This window comes from Mycobacterium sp. GA-1285 (assembly GCF_001499905.1).
In the GTDB taxonomy this organism is placed as follows: domain Bacteria; phylum Actinomycetota; class Actinomycetes; order Mycobacteriales; family Mycobacteriaceae; genus Mycobacterium.
This window is the reverse complement of record NZ_LQIS01000011.1, coordinates 1-20,186: the sequence shown is the minus strand read 5'-3', so window position 1 is coordinate 20,186 and position 20,186 is coordinate 1. Positions and strand designations below refer to the sequence as shown.

18 protein-coding genes and 2 pseudogenes are annotated in these 20,186 nt (G+C 65.6%); 12 read left to right on the top strand and 8 right to left on the bottom strand.

Annotated elements, in window-relative coordinates; genetic code table 11:
- Positions 1 to 37 precede the first annotated feature (37 nt).
- Together AU193_RS08385 and AU193_RS08380 are read left to right on the top strand one after the other, a co-directional pair.
- Positions 38 to 655 (top strand): TetR/AcrR family transcriptional regulator, encoded by a 618-nt coding sequence (locus tag AU193_RS08385; RefSeq protein WP_253867689.1) that lies wholly within the window; start codon positions 38 to 40, stop codon positions 653 to 655.
- Positions 656 to 718: 63 nt separating this feature from the next.
- Positions 719 to 1,378, top strand: coding sequence for a ScbR family autoregulator-binding transcription factor (locus AU193_RS08380; RefSeq protein WP_064421912.1), 660 nt, complete (start codon positions 719 to 721; stop codon positions 1,376 to 1,378).
- Between the two features lies 1 nt (position 1,379).
- Here the strand turns inward: AU193_RS08380 and AU193_RS08375 are convergent, their stop codons facing one another.
- Positions 1,380 to 1,781 (bottom strand): PAS domain-containing protein, encoded by a 402-nt coding sequence (locus AU193_RS08375; protein WP_064421911.1) that lies wholly within the window; start codon positions 1,779 to 1,781, stop codon positions 1,380 to 1,382.
- A 135-nt stretch (positions 1,782 to 1,916) separates the two neighbouring features.
- On the opposite strand from AU193_RS08375, the gene AU193_RS08370 reads away from it, so the two are divergent.
- The 3 genes from AU193_RS08370 to AU193_RS08360 all read left to right on the top strand — a co-directional run bounded on the left by AU193_RS08370 (position 1,917) and on the right by AU193_RS08360 (position 5,263).
- Positions 1,917 to 3,155, top strand: a complete 1,239-nt coding sequence (locus AU193_RS08370; protein ID WP_064421910.1) for an acyl-CoA dehydrogenase family protein — start codon at positions 1,917 to 1,919, stop codon at positions 3,153 to 3,155.
- 10 nt (positions 3,156 to 3,165) lie between these two features.
- Positions 3,166 to 4,290, top strand: a complete 1,125-nt coding sequence (locus tag AU193_RS08365) for an acyl-CoA dehydrogenase family protein (RefSeq protein WP_064421909.1) — start codon at positions 3,166 to 3,168, stop codon at positions 4,288 to 4,290.
- A gap of 97 nt (positions 4,291 to 4,387) precedes the next feature.
- Positions 4,388 to 5,263, top strand: coding sequence for a universal stress protein (locus tag AU193_RS08360; RefSeq protein WP_064421908.1), 876 nt, complete (start codon positions 4,388 to 4,390; stop codon positions 5,261 to 5,263).
- Positions 5,264 to 5,269: 6 nt separating this feature from the next.
- Here AU193_RS08360 and AU193_RS08355 read toward each other — a convergent pair whose 3' ends face one another.
- The 4 genes from AU193_RS08355 to AU193_RS08340 form a co-directional block, all read right to left on the bottom strand.
- Positions 5,270 to 5,917 carry a TetR/AcrR family transcriptional regulator gene (locus AU193_RS08355; protein WP_064421907.1) on the bottom strand — a complete coding sequence of 216 codons (648 nt, stop codon included), beginning with the start codon at positions 5,915 to 5,917 and terminating at the stop codon, positions 5,270 to 5,272.
- Positions 5,918 to 5,919: 2 nt separating this feature from the next.
- Positions 5,920 to 7,011, bottom strand: a complete 1,092-nt coding sequence (locus tag AU193_RS08350) for a dihydrodipicolinate reductase (protein WP_064421906.1) — start codon at positions 7,009 to 7,011, stop codon at positions 5,920 to 5,922.
- Positions 7,008 to 8,057 (bottom strand): Rieske 2Fe-2S domain-containing protein, encoded by a 1,050-nt coding sequence (locus AU193_RS08345; protein WP_064421905.1) that lies wholly within the window; start codon positions 8,055 to 8,057, stop codon positions 7,008 to 7,010. Before AU193_RS08345 ends, AU193_RS08350 begins: the two co-directional genes overlap by 4 nt.
- A gap of 149 nt (positions 8,058 to 8,206) precedes the next feature.
- Positions 8,207 to 9,253: a hypothetical protein gene (locus AU193_RS08340; protein WP_156425153.1), complete on the bottom strand. Its 1,047-nt coding sequence runs from the start codon at positions 9,251 to 9,253 to the stop codon at positions 8,207 to 8,209.
- Positions 9,254 to 10,474: 1,221 nt separating this feature from the next.
- Here AU193_RS08340 and AU193_RS08335 point away from each other — a divergent pair.
- The 3 genes and pseudogenes from AU193_RS08335 (at position 10,475) to AU193_RS08330 (ending at position 12,860) form a co-directional block, all read left to right on the top strand.
- Entirely contained in the window at positions 10,475 to 11,446 is a 972-nt protein-coding gene (locus AU193_RS08335) for an enoyl-CoA hydratase/isomerase family protein (RefSeq protein WP_064421992.1), read from the top strand.
- Between the two features lie 60 nt (positions 11,447 to 11,506).
- Positions 11,507 to 11,587: pseudogene (locus tag AU193_RS23810) on the top strand (oxidoreductase); the annotation flags it as partial.
- A pseudogene (locus tag AU193_RS08330) lies at positions 11,581 to 12,860 on the top strand (hypothetical protein). The pseudogenes AU193_RS23810 and AU193_RS08330, both read left to right, overlap by 7 nt.
- Before the next feature lie 28 nt (positions 12,861 to 12,888).
- Here the strand turns inward: AU193_RS08330 and AU193_RS08325 are convergent.
- Positions 12,889 to 13,572, bottom strand: a complete 684-nt coding sequence (locus AU193_RS08325) for a TetR/AcrR family transcriptional regulator (RefSeq protein WP_064421903.1) — start codon at positions 13,570 to 13,572, stop codon at positions 12,889 to 12,891.
- 173 nt (positions 13,573 to 13,745) lie between these two features.
- On the opposite strand from AU193_RS08325, the gene AU193_RS08320 reads away from it, so the two are divergent.
- Positions 13,746 to 14,951, top strand: a complete 1,206-nt coding sequence (locus AU193_RS08320) for an NAD(P)/FAD-dependent oxidoreductase (protein ID WP_064421991.1) — start codon at positions 13,746 to 13,748, stop codon at positions 14,949 to 14,951.
- On the opposite strand, the gene AU193_RS08315 is transcribed toward AU193_RS08320, so the two are convergent.
- Positions 14,952 to 15,218 (bottom strand): YdeI/OmpD-associated family protein, encoded by a 267-nt coding sequence (locus AU193_RS08315; RefSeq protein ID WP_064421902.1) that lies wholly within the window; start codon positions 15,216 to 15,218, stop codon positions 14,952 to 14,954.
- A 192-nt stretch (positions 15,219 to 15,410) separates the two neighbouring features.
- Between AU193_RS08315 and AU193_RS08310 the strand changes: the two genes are divergently transcribed.
- Positions 15,411 to 17,219, top strand: coding sequence for a long-chain fatty acid--CoA ligase (locus AU193_RS08310; protein ID WP_064421901.1), 1,809 nt, complete (start codon positions 15,411 to 15,413; stop codon positions 17,217 to 17,219).
- A gap of 12 nt (positions 17,220 to 17,231) precedes the next feature.
- Here AU193_RS08310 and AU193_RS08305 read toward each other — a convergent pair whose 3' ends face one another.
- Entirely contained in the window at positions 17,232 to 17,807 is a 576-nt protein-coding gene (locus AU193_RS08305; protein ID WP_371259169.1) for a nitroreductase, read from the bottom strand.
- Between the two features lie 245 nt (positions 17,808 to 18,052).
- On the opposite strand from AU193_RS08305, the gene AU193_RS08300 reads away from it, so the two are divergent.
- Positions 18,053 to 18,457 carry a cupin domain-containing protein gene (locus AU193_RS08300; RefSeq protein WP_064421900.1) on the top strand — a complete coding sequence of 135 codons (405 nt, stop codon included), beginning with the start codon at positions 18,053 to 18,055 and terminating at the stop codon, positions 18,455 to 18,457.
- A 39-nt stretch (positions 18,458 to 18,496) separates the two neighbouring features.
- The gene (locus AU193_RS08295) at positions 18,497 to 19,849 is read left to right on the top strand and encodes an MFS transporter (protein WP_064421899.1); all 1,353 of its coding nucleotides are present in this window, start codon (positions 18,497 to 18,499) and stop codon (positions 19,847 to 19,849) included.
- The last annotated feature ends 337 nt before the right edge of the window (positions 19,850 to 20,186 follow it).

Sequence of the window (20,186 nt, the reverse complement as noted above, 5' to 3'; positions counted from 1 at the left end):
CGTCGATCGACGATCGGACTACACGCGGCTTCAGATCTTGCGTGCGGCGTCTCGTCTGTTCGCGCGCAACTCCTACAGCCGGGTCAACCTCGACGACATCCTCGCGGACGCGGCGGTCACCAAGGGGGCGATGTACTTTCACTTCCGCTCCAAACACGCGCTGGCGTCGGCGATCGTCGAACTCCGCATGGAGGAAGCGCGAGCGTCGGTCGACGAGGTGCTGGCACGCAGATTATCCGGCGTGGAGACGCTCATCGATCTGTCGTTTCGGATCGCGATCGACGACATCGGCAGCGAGGTGGCGAGGGCCGGACTGAATCTTCTCGAGTACATCGGCCGCACCGACGGATTACAGTCGGCGGTCCTCGGCCGGTGGGTCGAGGGTTACACGAGGGTTATCGAGAGGGCGGTCGCAGAAGGCGACATCCGCGACAACGGCGACGCCGAGGTGATCGGCCGCCTTCTGGTCTCGGTCTACATGGGCTTACGGCAGACCAGCGATCTCGACGACCCCGAACGCTTCCTGCGGGACCTGCAGTCCGCGTGGATGCTGATCCTTCCCGGCCTGACCGACCCAGACCGCATCTCTTACCTCGCCGAGTTCCTCAAGCGGCGGACCATCGTCGCCATCAAGTCGGCATCCCCGTTGAGATGATCTATGATCCCCCGACCAGGCCATCTCCACCGGTGGCGGCCAGGAAATCGGGAGGTGTCGGCGATGGCGCGGCAAGCCCGATCCGAGGCGACCCGACGACGGATCATCGATGCCGCGGTGGAGCTGTTCAACGAGATCGGCTATCCCGCGACCAACCTGGGCGACATCATCGATCACGCCGAGATGACCAAGGGCGCTCTGTACTACCACTTCGACTCCAAAGAAGCGCTGGCCGCTGCGATCATCGAGGAGGGCAGCGCAACCCTGTTCGACGCGTTCGAGAAGATCAGCGAGTCCGCGGCGCCCGCCCTCGAACGCATCATCCACTCGTGTTTCGTTGTCGCGGACCTGCTCTCCACGCACATGGTCGCCAGAAGTGCCGTCCAGTTGCGGCGCGCCTTCGGGGGGTTCAGCCAGGCCAATACCCGCATCTACGACCGCTGGCTCGAGGAAATCTCGTCGAGCGTGACGCTGGCGATCGAGGAGGGCGACGTACGCCCTGACCTCGATCCCGTCGCGGTCGCCGAGACCGTTGTCGGATCGATGACGGGCGCCGAACTGCTCACCAGCTCAACCTCGTCCGGCGTCGACGTGATGGAACGCCTCGGACGAATCTGGGGGGTCCTGCTGCAGGCTTTGGTGACCGAGGAGTCGCTGACCTATTTCCAGCAGTACCTGGCTCGCGAGTCGATGCGCCAATCCGCCCCACCCCTCGAGCCCTGATTCACAGTTCTTCGACCCAGAGTTGTTCGGTCAGATCCTGAAAGGTGGCCAAGGCGACCGGATCGCTGCCGCGCCGCAGGGCCGACTTGCTCATCTTGGCCCGCACGATCGAGCTGTCCCGGTGTAGGAGTTCGACGACCAGCTCCTCGTGCGCGCGCATCACCGACACCGCGGGCTCATCGGTGGGCAGCGTGTGGAAGATCTGGTGGAAATGCAGCTCGCGCAGTGCGTCGGCGGTGTAGCCGACCATGTCTGCGAACGCCTCGTTGGCGAACACGATCGCACCGTCTTCGGCTATCGCCAACACCGGCACCGGTAGGCGGTCGAGCACCACCAATGCCGGCAACTCACCGAGAACAGCCGTCGGCGACTTCGCAACATGACTGTCTCGTCGCCTCTCCACGAACTCAATTATGCCGTCGCCCCGGCGTGCCCGTTCCGCTTATCCCGGAGCGCCGATTCACGTCAGCGGCCCCACAACTGGCCACATAGTCAACTAGGTTTACTGTGTAGGGCGGTAAGAGACAGGGGATCGACGATGGACCTCAAGTGGTCACCGGCGGACACGGAGTTTCGTGACGAGGTGCGCAGCTTTCTCGACGAGAAGCTGACGCCCGAGCTTCGCCGCGCCGGCCGCCTCATGACCAGCGTGTACGCCGACCACGACGCGAGCATGGAATGGCAGCGGATCCTGCATGAACGGGGGTGGGCCGCACCGGCCTGGCCCGTCGAGTACGGCGGCTGCGATTGGAGCCTGACCCAGCACTACATATTCAGTCGGGAGTCCACGCTGGCGGGTGCGCCGTCGTTGTCGCCGATGGGGATCCGCATGGTCGCCCACGCCCTGATCAAGTTCGGGACCGACGCACAGAAGGACTTCTTCCTCCCCCGCATCCTGACCGGCGAGGTCTTCTTCTGTCAGGGTTACTCCGAGCCCGAGGCGGGTTCCGATTTGGCCGCACTCTCGATGGCGGCGGTCATCGATGAATCGGCCGGCGACCTCATCTGCACCGGGAGCAAGATCTGGACGACACACGCCCGCGAGGCGAACTGGATGTTCGCGCTGGTGCGGACGTCGAGGGGGCAGAAGAAACAGCAGGGCATCACGTTCGTCCTCATCGACATGTCCTCCCCCGGCATCGAGATCCGGCCTCTGGTGATGACATCCGGAGAAGAGGTTCAGAACCAGGTCTTCTTCGACGAGGTGCGGGTGCCGACGACGAACGTCCTCGGCAAGATCGACGACGGGTGGACCGTCGCGAAGTACCTGTTGGAGTTCGAACGCGGCGGCGGGGCGTCGTCACCGGCGCTGCAGGTGATGGCCCAGGAGATCGCCACGGTCGCGGCCGCTGAACCGGGACCCAGCGGGGGCCGGCTGCTCGACGACCCGGCCTTCGCCCGCAAGCTGGCCGACGCGCGGATCCGCACCGAAGTGCTCGAAATCCTCGAGTACCGGGTGTTGGCGACCGTCGCCGAGGGGAGGAACCCCGGCGCCGCCTCGTCGATGCTCAAGGTGCTCTCGACTGAGTTGAGCCAGGCGATCACCGAACTCGCCATGGAAGCGGCCGGGCCGCGGGGCCGCGTTTACCAGCCGCACGCGACCTGCCCTGGCGGGCCGATCGCCGAGTTCGAACCGCCGCCGGATGGATACCTCAGCGGTGAGCCCTGGCAAGCCGTCGCACCATTGCGCTACTTCAACGACCGGGCCGGCTCGATCTACGCCGGCAGCAACGAGATTCAGCGAAACATCCTGGCCAAAGCGGCGCTGGGACTCTGAGGGGCTCGAGATGGATTTCAACCTGAGCAAGGAACAAGAACTGCTGCGCGACGGCTTGAACAAGTTCTTGTCGAGCCGATACGACCTCGAGACCAGCCGCGCTGCGGCGAAGACGGGCGCCGGATGGCAACCCGACATCTGGTCCGGGTTCGCCAACGAGCTCGGGATCCTGGGCGCCGCGTTGCCGGAGGACATCGGAGGAATCGGCGGCGGGCCGGTCGAAGTGATGGTCATCGCCGAGGCACTCGGGCATGCGTTGGTCGTCGAGCCGTACGTGGACACGGTGGTCGTCTCGGGTGGCCTGCTGCGCCGTGCGGGCGGTGAGCCGGCCTCGGCGCTGCTCGAGCGGATCGTCGAGGGAACGGCCATCGTCGCGCTCGCGGCCAACGAGCCGGCGTCCGGGCACAATTGGGCGGACGTGACGACCAGCGCCGCGCGCGACGGCGAGGAATGGGTGTTGCAGGGGTCCAAGATCGTCGTCGCGAGCGCGCCTCTGGCCACCCACCTTCTGGTCAGCGCGCGCACGACCAACGGGATCTCGCTGTTCGTCGTCGATCTCGATTCGGCGGGAGACGCTGTCGCGGCCCACCACTACCGCACCATCGACGACCGCCGGGCATCCGACCTGACGTTCGACGGCCTGCGACTTCCGGCCCACGCGCTGCTGGGCGAGGAGGGCGCGGCGTGGCCGTCGCTGGCTCAGGCACGCGACGAAGGTGCGGCCGCAGTCTGTGCGGAAGCGGTCGGATGCATGCGGAAGGTGTTGGCCGACACCGTCGAATACGCCAAGCAACGTCAGCAGTTCGGCCAGCCCATCGGCAGTTTCCAGGTGCTGCAGCACCGCATGGTCGATATGTACATGGAACTCGAACAGTCGGTGTCCGCCGCCTACCTGGCGGTCCTCAACCTCGAGGCCGAGCCGGATGTGCGGGCACGCGCGGTTTCGGCGGCCAAGGCCACCGTTGGTCGGGCCGCGCGGTTCATCGGACAGCAGTCGGTTCAACTCCACGGCGGCATGGGCATGACCGAGGAACTCGCGATCGGCCACTACTTCAAGCGGCTGACGGCGCTTCAGTACGAGTTCGGCACAACCGATTTCCACGTCACCCGGTACGCGGAGCTGACCGGGGCTTGACGCTCCCCGCACGAGGCGGGACCGAATGCCCTGTCCGGGTGGCTGGTCGACCACCTAACGTGGAATCAGTAACCGCCACGTTGCGAAGGGAGAGATCATGGCTGCAGGCCCGAGTGGGATCCTCGTCGGCGTCGACGGATCACCGGACTCCGAGGCGGCCATCCGGTGGGCCACCCACGAGGCCCTGTTGCACGACCAGCCGATCAGGTTGCTCCATGCGATCGCTCCTGTCGCCGTGACCTGGCCGGTCGCATATCTGGAAGCCAGCTACATCGAATCGATGGAATCGAACGGCCGCGAGATCCTCGACGGAGCGCAGAAGACAGTCCAGGCCGCCGCGGGCGACAACGCGCCCCCGCCCATCGAAACGCGCATCGCGAACGCGGGGGCGGCCGCGGCGCTCGTCAGCGCCTCGCGCGAGGCATACATGACCGTGTCCGGGTCCCGGGGCCTCGGTGTTCTCGGTCGGGCGTTCCTCGGTTCGGTCAGCAGTGGCCTGTTGCATCACGGGCGGGGACCGGTCGCGGTCGTTCCCACCAGTGACCCGCCCCCCGCCGGCAGCGGCTCTCCCGTCCTGGTCGGCATCGACGGTTCGCCTGCCTCCGAAGAGGCCACCGCGCTGGCGTTCGACGAGGCTTCGAGGCGCGGTGTGGGGCTCTCCGCGATGCACGCGTGGAGCGACGCCTCGTTTCCTTCGATCGGAAGCGACTGGGAACGCTACGAGGACGGCGGACACCGCGTTCTCGCCGAACGCCTCGCCGGATGGCAGGAACGGTACCCGGATGTGCGGGTGCAGCGCATGATCGTCAGCGACGACCCCGCACGACGGCTCGTCGAAGCGTCAAGCGAGGCTCAGCTCGTCGTCGTCGGCAGCCGGGGCCGCGGCGGATTCTCGAACCTTGTGCTCGGCTCCGTAGCGACGAAGGTCGCACAGTCGGCCAAGGCACCGGTGATCGTCGTCCGGCCGCGCTGAGCTGAGCTACCCGGCGGCCGCAGCCCCCTCGAGCTGAAGCTCGACATACGCCGTGACGACGTCGGTCAACGCGCGCAACTCGCGACCGACGTCGACCGGTTCCTCGACCGCCATCCTCGCCACCATCGCCCCCATCAGAGTGGTCCAGATGAGGTTGCCCACCGCGTCGGCGTGTTTCTGGTCAAGCCCCTCGGCGACGAAGCGGCCGAGCCGGGTCAGCGTGGAGAACAGCTCCGCCAGGTGACGCTGCTGCGCATCGGTGCGCCCGCTTCGGGTCGCGATCAAGATCTCCAGCGCCGCAACGGATGTCGGGCTGAGGAAGGCGTCGGCGACCGCGTCGATCACCAGTTCGGTGCGTGCGCGCCCGTGGTGCTCCCCCAGTGCGGTCTGAACATCGTGCAGGCAGGCCACCAGTTGCGCGAAGCCCTCGTCGACGACGGCCATCAACAACCCGTCCCGGTCACCGAAGTGATACTGGATCACCCCCCACGTCACACCCGCGCGTTCGGTGATGTGCTTGGCACTCGCCGCACCGAATCCCTCTTCGAGGACGCAGCGCACCGTCTCCTCGATGACCATCGCGCGGGTTCGATCCGCGCGGAGCTGCTTGCCGTTGGGCGGGCGGCGCGGCGCGACGTTGGCGGCCTGGGGCATTCCTACCTCTTGAAGCGCCCGGCGAAGCCGCGCAGCGGCAGGTCGGCGCTGGTGATCAACCCCGGTGGTGCGGCCACCACCGACCGGATGGCATGCAGCGCAGGCATTCCCGTGACCGTCATGCCGATCGAGGCGAAGGCCTCGGGATTCGACAGGTCCACACCGGGCTTCGGGAAGATCATGTGCTTGTTGTACACGCACGGGTCACCCTTGATCTGGGTGATGTAGCAGCCCTTGATGTCCCAGTGCGGATCGGTGTGCGGTGTCATCTGCCACTCGAGATGGGTCTCCACTTTCGGCACGCCGTCGACCATGCCTTGGTACTTGATGTAATTCCCGCCCAGCGAGCCCTTCGGCAGCTGATACCAGCCGAGGTCCACATCCTTTGTGCAGGCGCCTAATTCGTAGCTGAACTTCACCTCGTCGAGTTTCAGGTCGAAGCAGTCGGCCATCATCAACACGCTGTCGGCGAACACCCGTGTGTACTTCTCCAGCTTGCCCGGGATCTCGGGATCCTCGACGGGTTGACCGTAACCGACCTCGATCCAGGTGTCTTTCGAGTGATGACAAGACACATCGACAGACTCGATCGTGGTGACGTTCTCGATCTCGGCGACGTCGGCCGAACACACCACACCGAGAATCTGGTTGAGGCCGGGGTTCATGCCCGTGCCGTAGAACGTCGAACCGCCCTTGCGACAAGCCTCCTCGAGGAGCTGGGATACGGGTTTACCCGAGGGATGCGGATGGTTGGTGTCGCGATGCCAGCCGGTGATCCAGTCGGCCGTGGTGACGACGTTGATGCCCGCCTCGAGAACCTTGACGTAGAGGTCTTCGTCGGGAAACACTCCGTGGAACGTCAGCACATCGGGTCGGGCGGCGATGATCTCCTCGACCGTGCCGGTGGCGCTCACCCCCACAGGTCCGATCCCGACGATCTCACCGGCATCCCGCCCGACTTTCTCGGGGGTGTAGCAATGCAATCCGACGAGCTCGAGATCCGGATGCTCCCCGATCCGCTTGATCATCTCGGTTCCGAGGTTCCCCGTGGCAACCTGGAAGACCCGTGTCGGGGGGGCGGGGTGTGCGGTCATCGGGTCGATCCTTTCTCGGAAGCCGTTGCTGCGCGGGATGTTTCGAGGTCCGCAGCACTGCCGCCACGGCCGTCGGGATAGAACTGGGTCGCCCATTTGCGTAAGGCGGTGAAACCCTCGTGCTCGGCCGTCGCCAGCGCGGGCGGGTCGGAATAGCGCTGGTGCGACCAGATGTGCACGTCCTGAGTGAACTGGCGGATGACTTCGGCGCCGAACTCGGTGGCCTTCGCCTCGGCCCGTTGGTCGTCGCGGCCGGGGGTCCGGCCGATGTAGACCATGAACCGGACATCCGACGTGCGGTCGTCCACTGGGGTGATCGCCGAGATCGTCCGGTTGTCCACCATGCCCCAGCTCTTGGTCACCGCGATCCCCAGCCCCCCGTTGATGGCTTCGACACCGCTTCGGACGTTTTCGATCGATTGGGTCTCGTCGCCACCGAATGTGATGGTGAAGTCGACATACGACCACGGCTCGGCGAAATCGTGGCGAGTGAAGATCGGGATGATCGGAGTCTTGTGCACGAACTTGAAGTGCGCGAAATCGACGCCGTTCTCCAGCACGTACTGGGGATGCAGTTCGAGGCCCTCGCGGAAGAGGGTCATCGGCGGATAGTAGTCGGCGGCGGTGCGGGTGTCGGTGAAACTACCGAAGACGTCCGGCGCGTCGAAATACGGTGGGCGTCCCTCGATGTCATGCCAGATGTAGATCGAGTCGTTGCGTTCGGCGACGGGATAGCTGCGGATACGACGGCCGCGGTTCGGGCGGTCCTGGTACGGGATGCAGACGTTGCGGCCGTCGGCGTTCCATTGCCAACCGTGGAATGGGCACTCGATGACGTCGCCCTCCACGTGTCCGCCGTAACCCAGATGGGCGCCGAGGTGCTCGCAATAGGCGTCCATCACCACCGCTCGGCCGGCCGACGTCCGCCAAGCGACCATTTCGCGATCGAAGTACTTCATCCGCCGGACTGCGCCGGGCTCGAGCTCTGCCGACCACGCGACCTGGAACCATCCGGTCGGCTTCATCGACAGGGGCGGTTTGGCCATCGACGGTCCTCTCGGGCTGCGCTGCGGCTGAGTCTCGGTCCGACAAATGATAGAGCACTCAATGTAAATTTGGCCAGGGTGATTTTCCCGCGGACACACCAGCACCGTGCGGCGTTGACCGACGCAAAGTCGAGGATGTAGCCGACCGGCTAGGCGACGTGTTCTTGGGTGCGCGCCAGGCGCTCCGCTTCCGGACACACCGCGCGTTTGGTGCGCGGCCCACGGGCGCGCTGACGTAGCGCGACCATGGAGCCCGAGCGGACGACGCCCAGCGGACCCGGCCCCGCGAACCGTGCGATACCGGAGGCCCGCAGAGCGAGAGCGGCTTTCGCCTGCCGGTAGCCGACGCGCACGCCGGCCGCGGCGACGATGAGCAACGCTCCGACACCCGGCAATGCCACGGCAGCCAGGGCCGTCAGCGAGGCCGGAACCAGAACCGCCTCGATGACGTGCTCGAAGATGGACTTCGCGCTGGCCGGGGCGGTGGCGGTCGTCAACGGCACGGTTCCCGAGACCGAGAGCGATTGGACGGTGTCAGTGGTGGCCACCTTGCCCTGCGCCGGGCGCGGGGCCATTGCGCCGAACAGCGAGCCGCTGTCCGTGGAAGTCACGACATGCGGGGCTTCACCCGGATGCGGTCCGACCAGCGCTCCGCCAGTCGGAGCGTTCATCGTCCGGACGTCGAGCGTGCCGCTTCCACCGATCAATGGCTGCGGCGGACCGGCCGCCGAAGCGGGGATGCCCAGCATGGCGTAGAGGTCGCTGGGCACCCGCGTGACCGCTCCCGCCACGGTCGTCACCATGGTCTGAAGCGATGTGATGGCGTCCATGATCGGCGTTCGCGAGGTCGGCAGCGCGGCGAGCGACTCCGACCAGGTCACCACCGCGCCGTTGATCGTTCCGAACGCGTTGCTCAGCGGATCGGCCTTCAGTCCCGGAGCCACCGGGTCATCGGCCTGGACGGGCATCGTCTCAGAGCCCGTCCCCGTCTGCTGTTGGGCCGATGCCGCGCCGACCGCGGCCGGGTCCGAATCCTGTTGAGTCCCCGAGCCGTCCGCGGGCACCGTCGGCGCCGGGGCCTCGGTACCGGGGGTCTCCGCCGCCGGTTCCTGAATGCCGGGTGCGGTTTCCTGCGCCTCGGCCGGCGTGGTCTTGGCTTCGTCGGCGGGCACGAGCTGGGATTCCTCGGCAGTCAACTTCGAGCCGTCCGGCTTTCCGGTCTTCGCGGTCGTGTCTACGCCGCCCCGGACGATGGTCGGGGGGCGGTTGAACCTGCTCTGCCGCGAGGGTGAATTTCGAGAGAAATCCGGAAGGCGAAGCCGAAAGCGCCGGTCGATCTTCGACGGGGCATTGGTCGAGACCCCGCCGGAAGCCCCGGAGCCTCCCGTGCTCGAGGAACCCTGGCTCGTGCCGGCCGAGCCGCTCGTTCCCCCGCCTCCTGAGTCGTCAGCACTGGCGATGGCGCCGCCGGCGCCGAACAGCAATCCGGCGGCGAGTACACAGACACCCGCCGTGATGCGCAAAGGTGACGTGGGAATGATTGCCTCCCGTCCAAAAGAGAACCCTCGTGCAGAGGGTTCGAAATACGATTGTTACACGAAAATAGTCCCGCAATACAGAGCTATTGGTGACGACTGCGAGCGGCTCGCTGCAAATCTTTGCCGAACGAAGAACCATGGCGAATAGCGGGCCAAGATCAACCCCGCCGCGAGCGGCTCGGAGGTCAAGGCCTCCAATAGCGGTGACTGATCCGCGCGACGGTCTGCGGCAGGGCTCCCGACGTCATCAGAGCAGGTCGGCGGCGGTCACCGCACCTCGGTGACGCTGCCCGGTTCGAGCTGGGCAGGGCTTGCGAATGCCCGCTCCAAGACGGGGAATGAAATCGTTCGGACTCTTGATCTTGGCGGTCAATTGGTAGCCGGGGAAACGGGGCCGCCGGAGCGTGACACGTCGTTTTAAGCGGACGGTCTAAACAGCCCCGCCGCGATCGAGCGCTGACAGACTGTCCACGAGCCGGTGACGTGTGACGGCACCGCTCCCCAGTGAGGTCCGGTGGAAGGCGGAACGCAGATGACGGTGAGCGCTGACGAAGGTGTGCAAGACAGCCGAGACAGCGCCGTCGAGAAGGGGAGCGTCCATTTATAACCCCTACGACGCCGACTTCGACATCCACCGCCCGCCACGTCGGCACCGTCAACGATTCCGGACTGGCAGGTCGGCCTGGCTTATGCCGAGCACAGCCCGACGTCCACCGTGGGTGGATGGAAGTCGATGACTGCCGTGGTGGATTGACCGACGAGCGATACGCAAGACGATCAGAGCCTTCGCCCTTGACGAAATCGATTCGTCGGCGGGTGTTCAGTTGCCCGGCTACGCGGGCCGCCTACTGGAGGTAACACGAAGTGGAGGAAGCGAACATGCCAGAGTTCGACTACGAACAGATGAAGCGGGAAGCCGAGCAGCACATTCGATTGGAGAAGGACCGGAAAAACCGGATCGCCTACATCACGTTCAATCGTCCGGAGGCCCAGAACTCGACGACGATGGGCATGCGCCAGCTCTACGCCGACATGATCCACAAGTGCAACGTCGACGACGATGTCAAGGTCGTCGTGATCCGGGGTGAGGGCGAGGATTTCGGAAGTGGCGGCGACCTTCCTGAGCAGCGGGACATGCTCGAGAACCCGGGCATGCCGCTGCTTCACGAACTCGCGATCAACGACGATGACGTCAAGTACCCGCCGGGCGGTTCGTACCGCTACCTGTCGACGGTGACGGACTTCTACGCCAAGGCGCGTGCCGGCAACCGGCCACTGCAGGAACTCCGCAAGATCAGCATCATCGAAGCGAAGGGATACTGCTACGGCTGGCATTTCTATCAGGCGGGCGACGCCGATCTGGTGATCTCCTCCGACGACGCGCTGTTCGGACACCCGGCGTTCCGGTACGTGGGGTGGGGGCCGCGCCTGTGGTGGTGGGCCGAGACGATGGGCTTACGCAAGTTCTCCGAAATGTTGTTCACCGGTCGGCCGTTCAGCGCCAAGGAGATGTATGAGTGCGGCTTCCTCAACAGTGTCGTGCCCAGGGAGAAGCTGGAAGCCGAGACCGAGAAGTACGCGCTGGCGTGCTCGAAGTCCCGCCCGACCGACACGGTGGCGGTGCAGAAGACCTTCCTCGAGTTGTACAAGCAGCACAAGGGTGAATACTTCGGCAGCCTGTTGACCGGAATGGTCGAAGGGATGCTGCCGATGATCCAGAACGACCAGCAAAACGATGTCGACCTCACGGAGGGCACGTTCGAGAAGGGGCTCAACAACGTGGTCAAGGACAACGACATGAACTTTCCACCGGAGTGGCGGCTGAGCCGTTCGGGACGCAGCAAGCCCTGACCCGTCCCGCACGCATCGAGTGCGGTGCACCGATTCTGGGAGAACACGACGACTACGTGCTCGGTGACGTGCATGGTGACACGCGACCGGCGTGTCGCGGTGAACGAGAATCTCGTGCGGGCGGCGGAACAGACATGGTGAAGATCGACTGGGTGCGCGGCGATGCGACCGGCCTCGCGTTTCCCACTCACCCCGACGCGCTGCGCGGGGCAGGAACCGGTTTCCTCACCGAGGCGTTCCGCGTCTACGGTGCGCTCCCCGGTGACAACGAAGTGGTCGCGATCGACCGCTTCGACGAGGTGTCCGGAGGCAGCACCGGACGCAAGGCAGCGTTGACCGTGCGCTATGCGCGCGAGCATGGCGACGCGCACACCGACCTGTTCGTGAAGTTCTCCCGCGACTTCGACGACGCGGTGCGTGATGTCGGGCGCACCCAGATGGAGTCCGAGACTCGGTTCGCGGCGCTCACGCGCGCCCCTGATTTTCCGATCGCCGTGCCGGCCACCGTGTTCGCCGACTTTCACCGCGAAACCGGCACGGGGCTGATGATCAGCGAGCGCATCGCTTTCGGCACCGGCGCGATCGAACCGCAGTATCACAAGTGTCTCGACTACGAGATGCCCGAGCAGGCAATCCATTACCGGGCGTTGTTGACCGCGGTGGCGCGGCTGGCGGGGACCGAACGCTCGGGTCGGCTGCCCGCCGATCTGCTCGCGCAGTTCCCGGTGGATCTGCGGGCCGCGACCGTGGGCCAGCCTCCGGTATACACCGCCGAGCAACTCGAGCGCCGGCTGCACCGGCTCGCCGAGTTCGTCGAGCGTCACGAGGGTTGTTCCCGGCGAACGTTCGGTCGTCGTCGTTCCTGTCTCGGATGACCGCGCAGGCACCAGAATTGATGAGGCGCGAAGCGGACGTGTGGTGGCAACTGCGCGCCGACCCCGACTACCTCGCGCTCTGCCACTGGAACGCGAACGTCGACAACGCCTGGTTCTGGCGCGGTGACGACGGCGAGTTGCGTTGCGGGCTGATGGACTGGGGCTGCGTCAGCCGGATGAATGTGGCGATGGCGGTATGGGGGTCCCTGTCGGGAGCCGAAACATCACTGTGGGACAGCCATCTCGACGAGTTGCTCGAATTGTTCTGCAAGGAGGTGCTCGCAAGCGGTGGACCGGTGCTCGACCCTGCGGCGATGGAACGTGATCTGGTGCTGTACGCGACGTTGATGGGCGTCACCTGGCTGCTCGACGTCCCGGCGTTGATCCGCAAGCGGCTTCCCGGCGCCGGTCCGCTCACCACACGCGCCGATCCGCGTATCAGGTCTGACGAGGGTGTGCGCGCGCCGTTGCAGATGTTGATCAACGTCTTGAACCTGTGGCAGACGCACGGTGATGTGGCGAAACCGGCTCAGCTCTGACGCCCAGCGCGCATACCTGGCGCACCGCTCACCGCGAGTTCCTCGAGGGATTCCGGCGGACCGGTGCCTGCCACAGCCCGGTGATCGCGTCGGTGAGCCCGTCGGCGGCCTGTGGCCAGGGTGACCGCGCGAGGGGACCGCGTCGCGCCAGTGCCCCCTCGTGTTCGGCGCAGGTGTGCATGAGTAGGTTGCGCGCCATCACGATTCGATCGAATCGGACCCGCTTCGGTAGTTCGGCAAGGCATCCCGTGATGCCGTCGATCGCCTGCACCAGATGCGGGGAGGACAAGGCGTCCTTGGTGACGACCTCGCGGTAGGTCGGATCGGCCATGGCCTGTGCGGCGAACCGCGCGTACCAAGTCGGGTTGCCGAGTTGGTCGAGGTGTTCGGTCAGCGGTCGTACCAGGCAGTCGACCCAGTCACGCAGGTCGGCGGACCCGCCGATCTCGGCCAGCATCCTGGCGCGCAACTGCTCGATCGGTACCCGGTGCTTGCCTTCGATCGCGCGCAGAAGGTCGGTGCGGGTACCGAAGTGATAGCAGACCGCGGCGTTGTTGCCCTGCGAAGCGGCCTCGCTGATTTGGCGGTTGGACACGGCGTGCATACCGCGTTCGGCGAAGAGTCGCTCAGCGGCGGCGAGCAGTACTTCGCGCGTCCCTTCCGAGCGGTGCCCACTCAGGGGCCGGGCTGCGGTCACCGACTCAGTAGACACCGCCCGCACAGTTAAATCAAACGATTGATTTAGCCTCGGCGGCGTTAGCACGTTGTGAAGCTCGCGAGATGTACCGGAGGGTCGCGGGATGCCGGCTACCACGACCCTGGCGTACAGTTCGCGAGTTCGTCATGGTGCTTGCCCCCGCCCCGTCACCGAACGACGATGGGGCGATGTCGGCGTCAGCGCGTGTGCTCGTGGCCGGGTCCGGCTTCGCCGGGCTATGGGCCGCGCTCGGGGCGGCACGCCGCCTCGACGAACTCGGCCTCCGGACGGTGGACGTCACCGTCGTCAGTCCGAAGCCGTATCACGACATCCGCGTGCGCAACTACGAAGCGGACCTGACCGCGTGCCGAATCCCGCTGTCGCAGTTGCTCGATCCCGTCGGTGTCGGGCATGTGGCCGCGGAGGTGACGGCAATCGACCCGGCGGCTGCGACGCTGGGCATCGCCGACGGAGCGACGTTGAGTTACGACCGCCTCGTGCTGGCGGTGGGCAGTCGCGTCGCCAAACCCGACATTCCGGGGTTGGCGGAGTTCGGGTTCGACGTCGACACCTACGATGCGGCGCTGCGGCTACAGGGTCACGTTCGCACGTTGCCTACCGACGACCCGGCATCGGCGACGGCCGTCGTGGTCGGTGCGGGCCTCACCGGCATCGAGACGGCCAGCGAGCTGCCCGCGATGCTGGCGGACGCCCTCTGCCCGGCTGCTACCCCGCGCGTCGTACTCGTCGACCGGAACCCTCACGTCGGCTCGGACATGGGCGACTCGGCACGGCCTGTCATCGAGAAAGCGTTGCGCGACAACGGAATCGAGGTGATCACCGGAGCGGGGGTCACCGCGGTCGGCGAGCGCAGCGTCACGCTGTCGACGGGAGATGTGATCGATACGGCCACCGTCGTCTGGTGCGCCGGTATGCGCGCCCATCCGCTGACGAGTCAGTTGGGTGTGCCGCTGGATCGGCTCGGCCGCGTTGCGGTCGACGACTATCTACGGGTGGAGGGCGTCAGTGGTGTGTTCGCGGCGGGCGACGTGGCCGCCGCGCGGATGGACGACGAGCATCTGTCGGTGATGTCGTGTCAACACGGTCGTCCGATGGGCAGGTACGCGGGCTACAACGTGATCGGTGACCTACTGGGCCTGCCCATGAGGACACTTCGGATTCCGTGGTACGTCACGGTGCTCGACCTCGGTCCGGCCGGTGCGGTGTACACCGAGGGCTGGGACCGCCGCGTCGTCAGCACCGGCGCGACGGCCAAGGCGACGAAGCGGATCATCAACGGCGAGCGGATCTATCCCCCGCTGACCGGTGACCGCACGGCGCTGTTGGCCGCGGCGGCACCGGAACTGCAGACGGCGCCCGCCTACGACCAGTGACTACTTGCCGTTTCGCTCACGGTGCTGGCAGCCCGGCCAACAGCACGGGCGTCGCTTACCCTCTTCCAGTTCCTCCTGGGTCCGGCGGATCCGGCGTTCGCGGGTCTTCTCCTGCTTGGCGTCCTCGACCCAGCAGATGAACTCGTTGCGCGCCAGCGGGGTTATGTCGTTCCAGGCCGCGAGCGCGGTGTCGTTGGCGAGCAACGCCTTACGCAGATCGGTCGGCAGCTTGTGCACCACGCCGCCGGAAACTCGTGAGCTTCCCATGGGCGCAGGATAGACGGCGGGAAGGCAGACTGGTCGCATGCGGTAGGGATTGACCATCCGACAGTTCGGATCCGGTATCAAGGGTCTCGCAGTCCCAGCGCGTCATACCTGTCCGCATTGGGTATTAGAGGCGCAACACCCGACCGCACCCCGAAGCGCGGTACCGTATGAGATCCCAACCAGGAGACAGCGATGTCGACCGACACCAATCAGAAAGCCACGACCGTGTCCCCCAACGTGGCCGCCATGTTCTTCGACCGCGTTCGGAAATCCGCCGACCGGGAGGCTTTCCGCAAACGTGATGGGGAACGGTGGGTATCGCTGAGTTGGCGAGAGGCCTCGGAACAGGTAGAGGCGTTGGCGGCCGGCCTACTGGCGCTGGGCATCCAACCCGAAGAACGTGTGGCTATCGCTTCGAGCACGAGATATGAATGGATCCTCGCCGATCTCGCGGTCATGTGCGCCGGAGCCGCCACCACCACGGTGTACCCCACGACCAACGCGGCCGACACCGCTTACATCCTGAGCGATTCGGAATCCCGCGTCGTGTTCGCCGAAGATGAGACACAGCTGGAGAAGCTCAAAGAGCGGCGCGACGATTTGCCGCACCTCGAGAAGGTGGTGCTTTTCGACGGGGCTGGCGACGGAGACCGCGTCATCACGATCGCCGAGTTGTCCGACATCGGAACCAAGTACCTCGCCGATCACCCCGAGTGCGTGCGCACGACGGCGGAGTCGATCACGCCGGACAAGTTGGCGACGCTGATTTACACCTCGGGTACGACCGGCAATCCCAAAGGCGTGCGGTTGCCGCACCGGGCGTGGGTGTACGAGGGCAACACCATTGCCGACTTCGGCATCCTTGGCGAGGACGACCTGCAGCTGTTGTGGCTGCCGCTGGCGCATGCGTTCGGCAAGGTGTTGATCACGGCTCAGCTGGCGTGCGGCTTTGCCAGCGCGATCGACGGTCGCGTCGACAAGATCGTCCCGAACATGGCCGAGGTGAAACCGACCTTCATGGGCGCCGCTCCGCGCATCTTCGAGAAGGCTCACGCGCGGGTCGTCTCCTCTCAAGAGGGAGTGAAGGAGAAGCTCTTCACCGCCGCCTTCGCCGTGGGACGCAATGCCGACAAGCACCGGCTGGCCGGTAAGGAGGTACCGCTTCCGCTCAAGATCGCGCACACCGCGTTCGACCGGCTGGTCTTCAGCAAGGTGCGCGACGTGTTCGGCGGACGCATCAAGTTCTTCATCTCCGGTTCGGCTCCGCTGAACCGCGACATCGCCGAATGGTTCCACGCAGCCGGCCTGTTGATCCTGGAGGGCTACGGACTGACCGAAACCGCGGCCGGCGCATTCATCAACCGGCCCGAAAACTACAAGCTGGGCACCGTCGGGCAGGTGTTCGACGGCACGTCGGTGCGCCTCTCCGATGACGGCGAGGTGCAGGTGCAGGGCCCGTGCGTGATGGACGGATACCACAACCTGCCCGACAAGACGGCGGAGGTGTTCACCCAGGACGGGTGGCTGCGCACCGGGGACAAGGGCGAGTTGGACGAGGACGGTTTCCTGACGGTCACCGGCCGGATCAAGGAATTGTTCAAGACCTCGGGCGGAAAGTACGTCGCGCCACCGGCCATCGAGGGCAAGTTCATGGCGCTGTGCCCGTATGCGGGCCACATCCTCGTCTTCGGCGAATCCCGTAACTTCTGCGTCGCGCTGATCACGCTGGACCCCGACGCCCTGTCCGGGTGGGCCGAGCAGAACGGCCTCGGCGGCAAGTCCTACGCGGAGCTGGTGAAGTCGGATGCGGTGCGGGACATGGTGGGTGGGTACGTCGACGAGCTCAACTCGCAACTGAACCGATGGGAGACCATCAAGAAATGGGAGCTGCTCGACCACGACCTGTCGATCGAAAACGGTGAGTTGACACCGTCGCTGAAGGTCAAGCGGGGGGTCGTCGAGAAAAAGAACAAGGAGCTACTCGACTCGTTCTATTCCTGAGCGCAGCGCCCGCTACAGGGGCATGCGGCTCAGGAACTGGTGGGGATCGAGCGCAGGCCGCTTCGACTCACGCAGACGCCTGCGCAGGGAGTCGTCGATGCTGCCCACGTACAGCCAGCCCATCAAGTGTTCCCGGTCGGTCAGGCCGTGCGCCGCGCGAACCTCGGGGCTGTTCGCGAGCAGACCCGTGCGCCACATGGCGCCCCACCCCGCGGCCCACAGGGCGAGCTCGAGCAGGTGGCCCACCCCGGCGGCGACCGCGTGCTGTTCCCACGTCGGCACCTTGGGATGCTCCTTCGGGCTCGCGACGATCGCGATCAACAGTTGGGCGCGGAAGGGTTTCGTATTGAACTCGCCGGGCTCGCGCACTTCGCCTGCCGCTGCGTCGAGCGCCTCGGCCAATCTCATCCGATCGTCGCCGCGCAGCAGGACCAGCCGCCAGGGACGCAGAGCCTTGTGATCCGCCACGGACGTGACGGCCGCGAGCAGTCCGGCCAGCTCCTCGTCAGTTGGTGTCTCCGGGCCCACTTTCGAGATCGACCGCCGCGTCGCCATCGACTCGAGTACCGGATCGGAAAAGAACTTCACGCTGGCCATTGTCTCGCCACATCTCCCGCCATGCTCAAAGGTCGCCAGCATACACAAGGTCAGGCTGCCCTTGCTGGAAGCGCCGACTCACGCTTGTTAGCGTCAGACGATGCCTGATGACCTGGTCGCTTGCCCGAGCGCCGTTGCGGCCGTTCGAGTTTGCGAACCGTGTCGTCGGCATCCGATAGGCAACCACCGAGGCTTGCCCGAAAAGCCGTCTGCGGCCCGAACACAAGGAGAGACCGTTGACCGATTTCACCGACCACGGACCCAAGCCCTACGTCGTCAACATCGAGGACGCCACCGAAGCCAACGACAAGTTCCGCACGACGTTGTGGACCGGCGAAAAGCTTCAGCTCACGCTCATGTCGATCCCGGTGGGCGGCGATGTGGGTCTCGAAATCCACTCCGACACCGACCAGTTCCTCCGCCTCGAGCAGGGTCGCGCGCGAGTTCAGATGGGCCCGTCGAAAGACAACCTCACGTTCGACGAGGAGATCTCCGACGACTGGATCATCCTCGTGCCGATGGGGTCGTGGCACAACATCACCAACATCGGAGACGAGCCGTTGAAGCTGTACAGCCTGTACGCACCGCCGCACCACGCCCATGGCACAGTGCACGAGACGCAGGCCGACGAGGACCACTAAACCCGCCGCTCACTCCAGACCAGACCGGGCGCTGACGCCGTGAGTGCAGTCCAGAACCTGTATTCCGCACTGCTGAAGCGGAATTGGGAAGCCGAGCAGGAGCTGCCGAGCGAGGTTCGGCGGAACGTCGCACCGAACGGGCTGCGACTGATGCTCGCCAGCGCCCTGCAGTCGTCGGGCGACGAGACGGTCAACGCATCGACGGTGTTGCCGTGGTTGTTCGCGACCTTGGGTGTGCCTGCGGCACTCACCGGTGTCCTGGTGCCGGTCCGTGAGTCGGGTTCGATGCTGCCGCAGGCGTTTCTGACACCGCTGGTCTTGCGCGTGCGGTACCGCAAGTGGGTGTTCGTCACCGGTGCGCTGGTGCAGGCCGCAGCGGTCGCGGTGATGGCAGCCACCGCCGCTGTCGGCAGGGGCCTGGCGGCCGGTGCGGCCATCGTGGCCGCCCTCGCGGTCTTCGCGCTGGGCCGCTGCCTCTGCTCGATCGCGTCGAAGGATGTGCAGGGTCGAACGGTCCCGAAGGGTGAACGCGGGCAGATCAACGGCGTGGCAACGACGGCGGCCGGACTGGTCGCCATCACCCTGGGTCTCGCCATCCGCCTCCTGGGCGGTGAAGATCTTTCGGCCGGTCAACTGGCGTGGTTGCTCGCGGCGGGCGCGGCGCTCTGGGTCGCGGTGGCGGTGGTCTATCGGGGCGTCCGCGAGCCGCCCGGCGAAGCGCCCTGGGAGGAGCCGGAGCCGGACGCCTCAACAGATCTCGACGCGTTCACCAAATCAGACAACTGGTTCGCGAACACGCACAGGCTGCTGCGCGAGGACAAGCTGTTTCGGCACTTCGTCGGGGTGCGCAGCCTGCTGCTCGTCTCCTCGCTGAGCACACCGTTCGTGGTGACGTTGTCGATCCAGTCAGGCGCCGACAGCCTGACGGGCCTCGGTGGCTTCATCATCGCCTCAGGAGTCGCGGCGCTGATCGGCGGCCGTATCTTCGGCGGCTTCGCGGACAGATCGAGCAAGCGGCTGATGAGCGTCGGCGCGGGCGTGGCCTCGGCGATCGTCATCGCAACGGTCGTTGTCGTCGCACTCCCCGGCTTTACCGGCGCAGGCTGGCTGAGCAACGTGCTGTTCATTGTCGTGTACTTCTCGCTCGCGCTCACGCACATCGGCGTACGGGTAGGCCGCAAGACCTACGTCGTCGATATGGCCGTCGGTGATCAGCGGACCGTCTATGTGGCGGTTTCGAATTCGGCTATGGGATTCATCCTGCTGCTCGTCGGTGGCGTCAGCTCGCTGCTGGCGATCATCGACATCTCGTGGGCGCTGCTGTTCCTCGCGGCAATGGGACTCGTCGGGGTATTCGCCGGCGCGCGGTTGCCCGACGTATCTCGGCGTTGATGCTTGGCTAGGTACGACTCGATCGGACGTGGATTTCGTGGCGGGGCCAGGAGACTCGCACCACCAGTCTCACCAGTTCCCGTCGGGCCCACTTGTGCAACTGCCCGGCTATAAGCGAATTTTTCGCTCGCAGCGAATAATTCGCTGACAGGCGGGCAGTCCGAGGTCGGTGCTGCTGGCGTTCAGGTGTTATCTCGGTTTGCGTGGGCCGCTAACCGTTTAGTGTCGGTGGTCGAATGTATGTTCGATGTATGTCGGGAGACGATCTGCAGGCCGCGGTGAGCGCGTTGCGTGCCGCCTTCGAGACGGTGGCCGCCTGTGATGTCGACTTGCTGAC

What these genes read in the sequence shown, in the direction of transcription:
- AU193_RS08310 (WP_064421901.1), top strand. Translation starts at nt 15,411, where the DNA reads ATGTCGACCGACACCAATCAGAAAGCCACGACCGTGTCCCCCAACGTG.
- AU193_RS08315 (WP_064421902.1), bottom strand. Translation starts at nt 15,218, where the DNA reads ATGGGAAGCTCACGAGTTTCCGGCGGCGTGGTGCACAAGCTGCCGACC.
- AU193_RS08350 (WP_064421906.1), bottom strand. Translation starts at nt 7,011, where the DNA reads ATGACCGCACACCCCGCCCCCCCGACACGGGTCTTCCAGGTTGCCACG.
- AU193_RS08380 (WP_064421912.1), top strand. Translation starts at nt 719, where the DNA reads ATGGCGCGGCAAGCCCGATCCGAGGCGACCCGACGACGGATCATCGAT.
- AU193_RS08365 (WP_064421909.1), top strand. Translation starts at nt 3,166, where the DNA reads ATGGATTTCAACCTGAGCAAGGAACAAGAACTGCTGCGCGACGGCTTG.
- AU193_RS08320 (WP_064421991.1), top strand. Translation starts at nt 13,746, where the DNA reads ATGTCGGCGTCAGCGCGTGTGCTCGTGGCCGGGTCCGGCTTCGCCGGG.
- AU193_RS08355 (WP_064421907.1), bottom strand. Translation starts at nt 5,917, where the DNA reads ATGCCCCAGGCCGCCAACGTCGCGCCGCGCCGCCCGCCCAACGGCAAG.
- AU193_RS08335 (WP_064421992.1), top strand. Translation starts at nt 10,475, where the DNA reads ATGCCAGAGTTCGACTACGAACAGATGAAGCGGGAAGCCGAGCAGCAC.
- AU193_RS08360 (WP_064421908.1), top strand. Translation starts at nt 4,388, where the DNA reads ATGGCTGCAGGCCCGAGTGGGATCCTCGTCGGCGTCGACGGATCACCG.
- AU193_RS08370 (WP_064421910.1), top strand. Translation starts at nt 1,917, where the DNA reads ATGGACCTCAAGTGGTCACCGGCGGACACGGAGTTTCGTGACGAGGTG.
- AU193_RS08345 (WP_064421905.1), bottom strand. Translation starts at nt 8,057, where the DNA reads ATGGCCAAACCGCCCCTGTCGATGAAGCCGACCGGATGGTTCCAGGTC.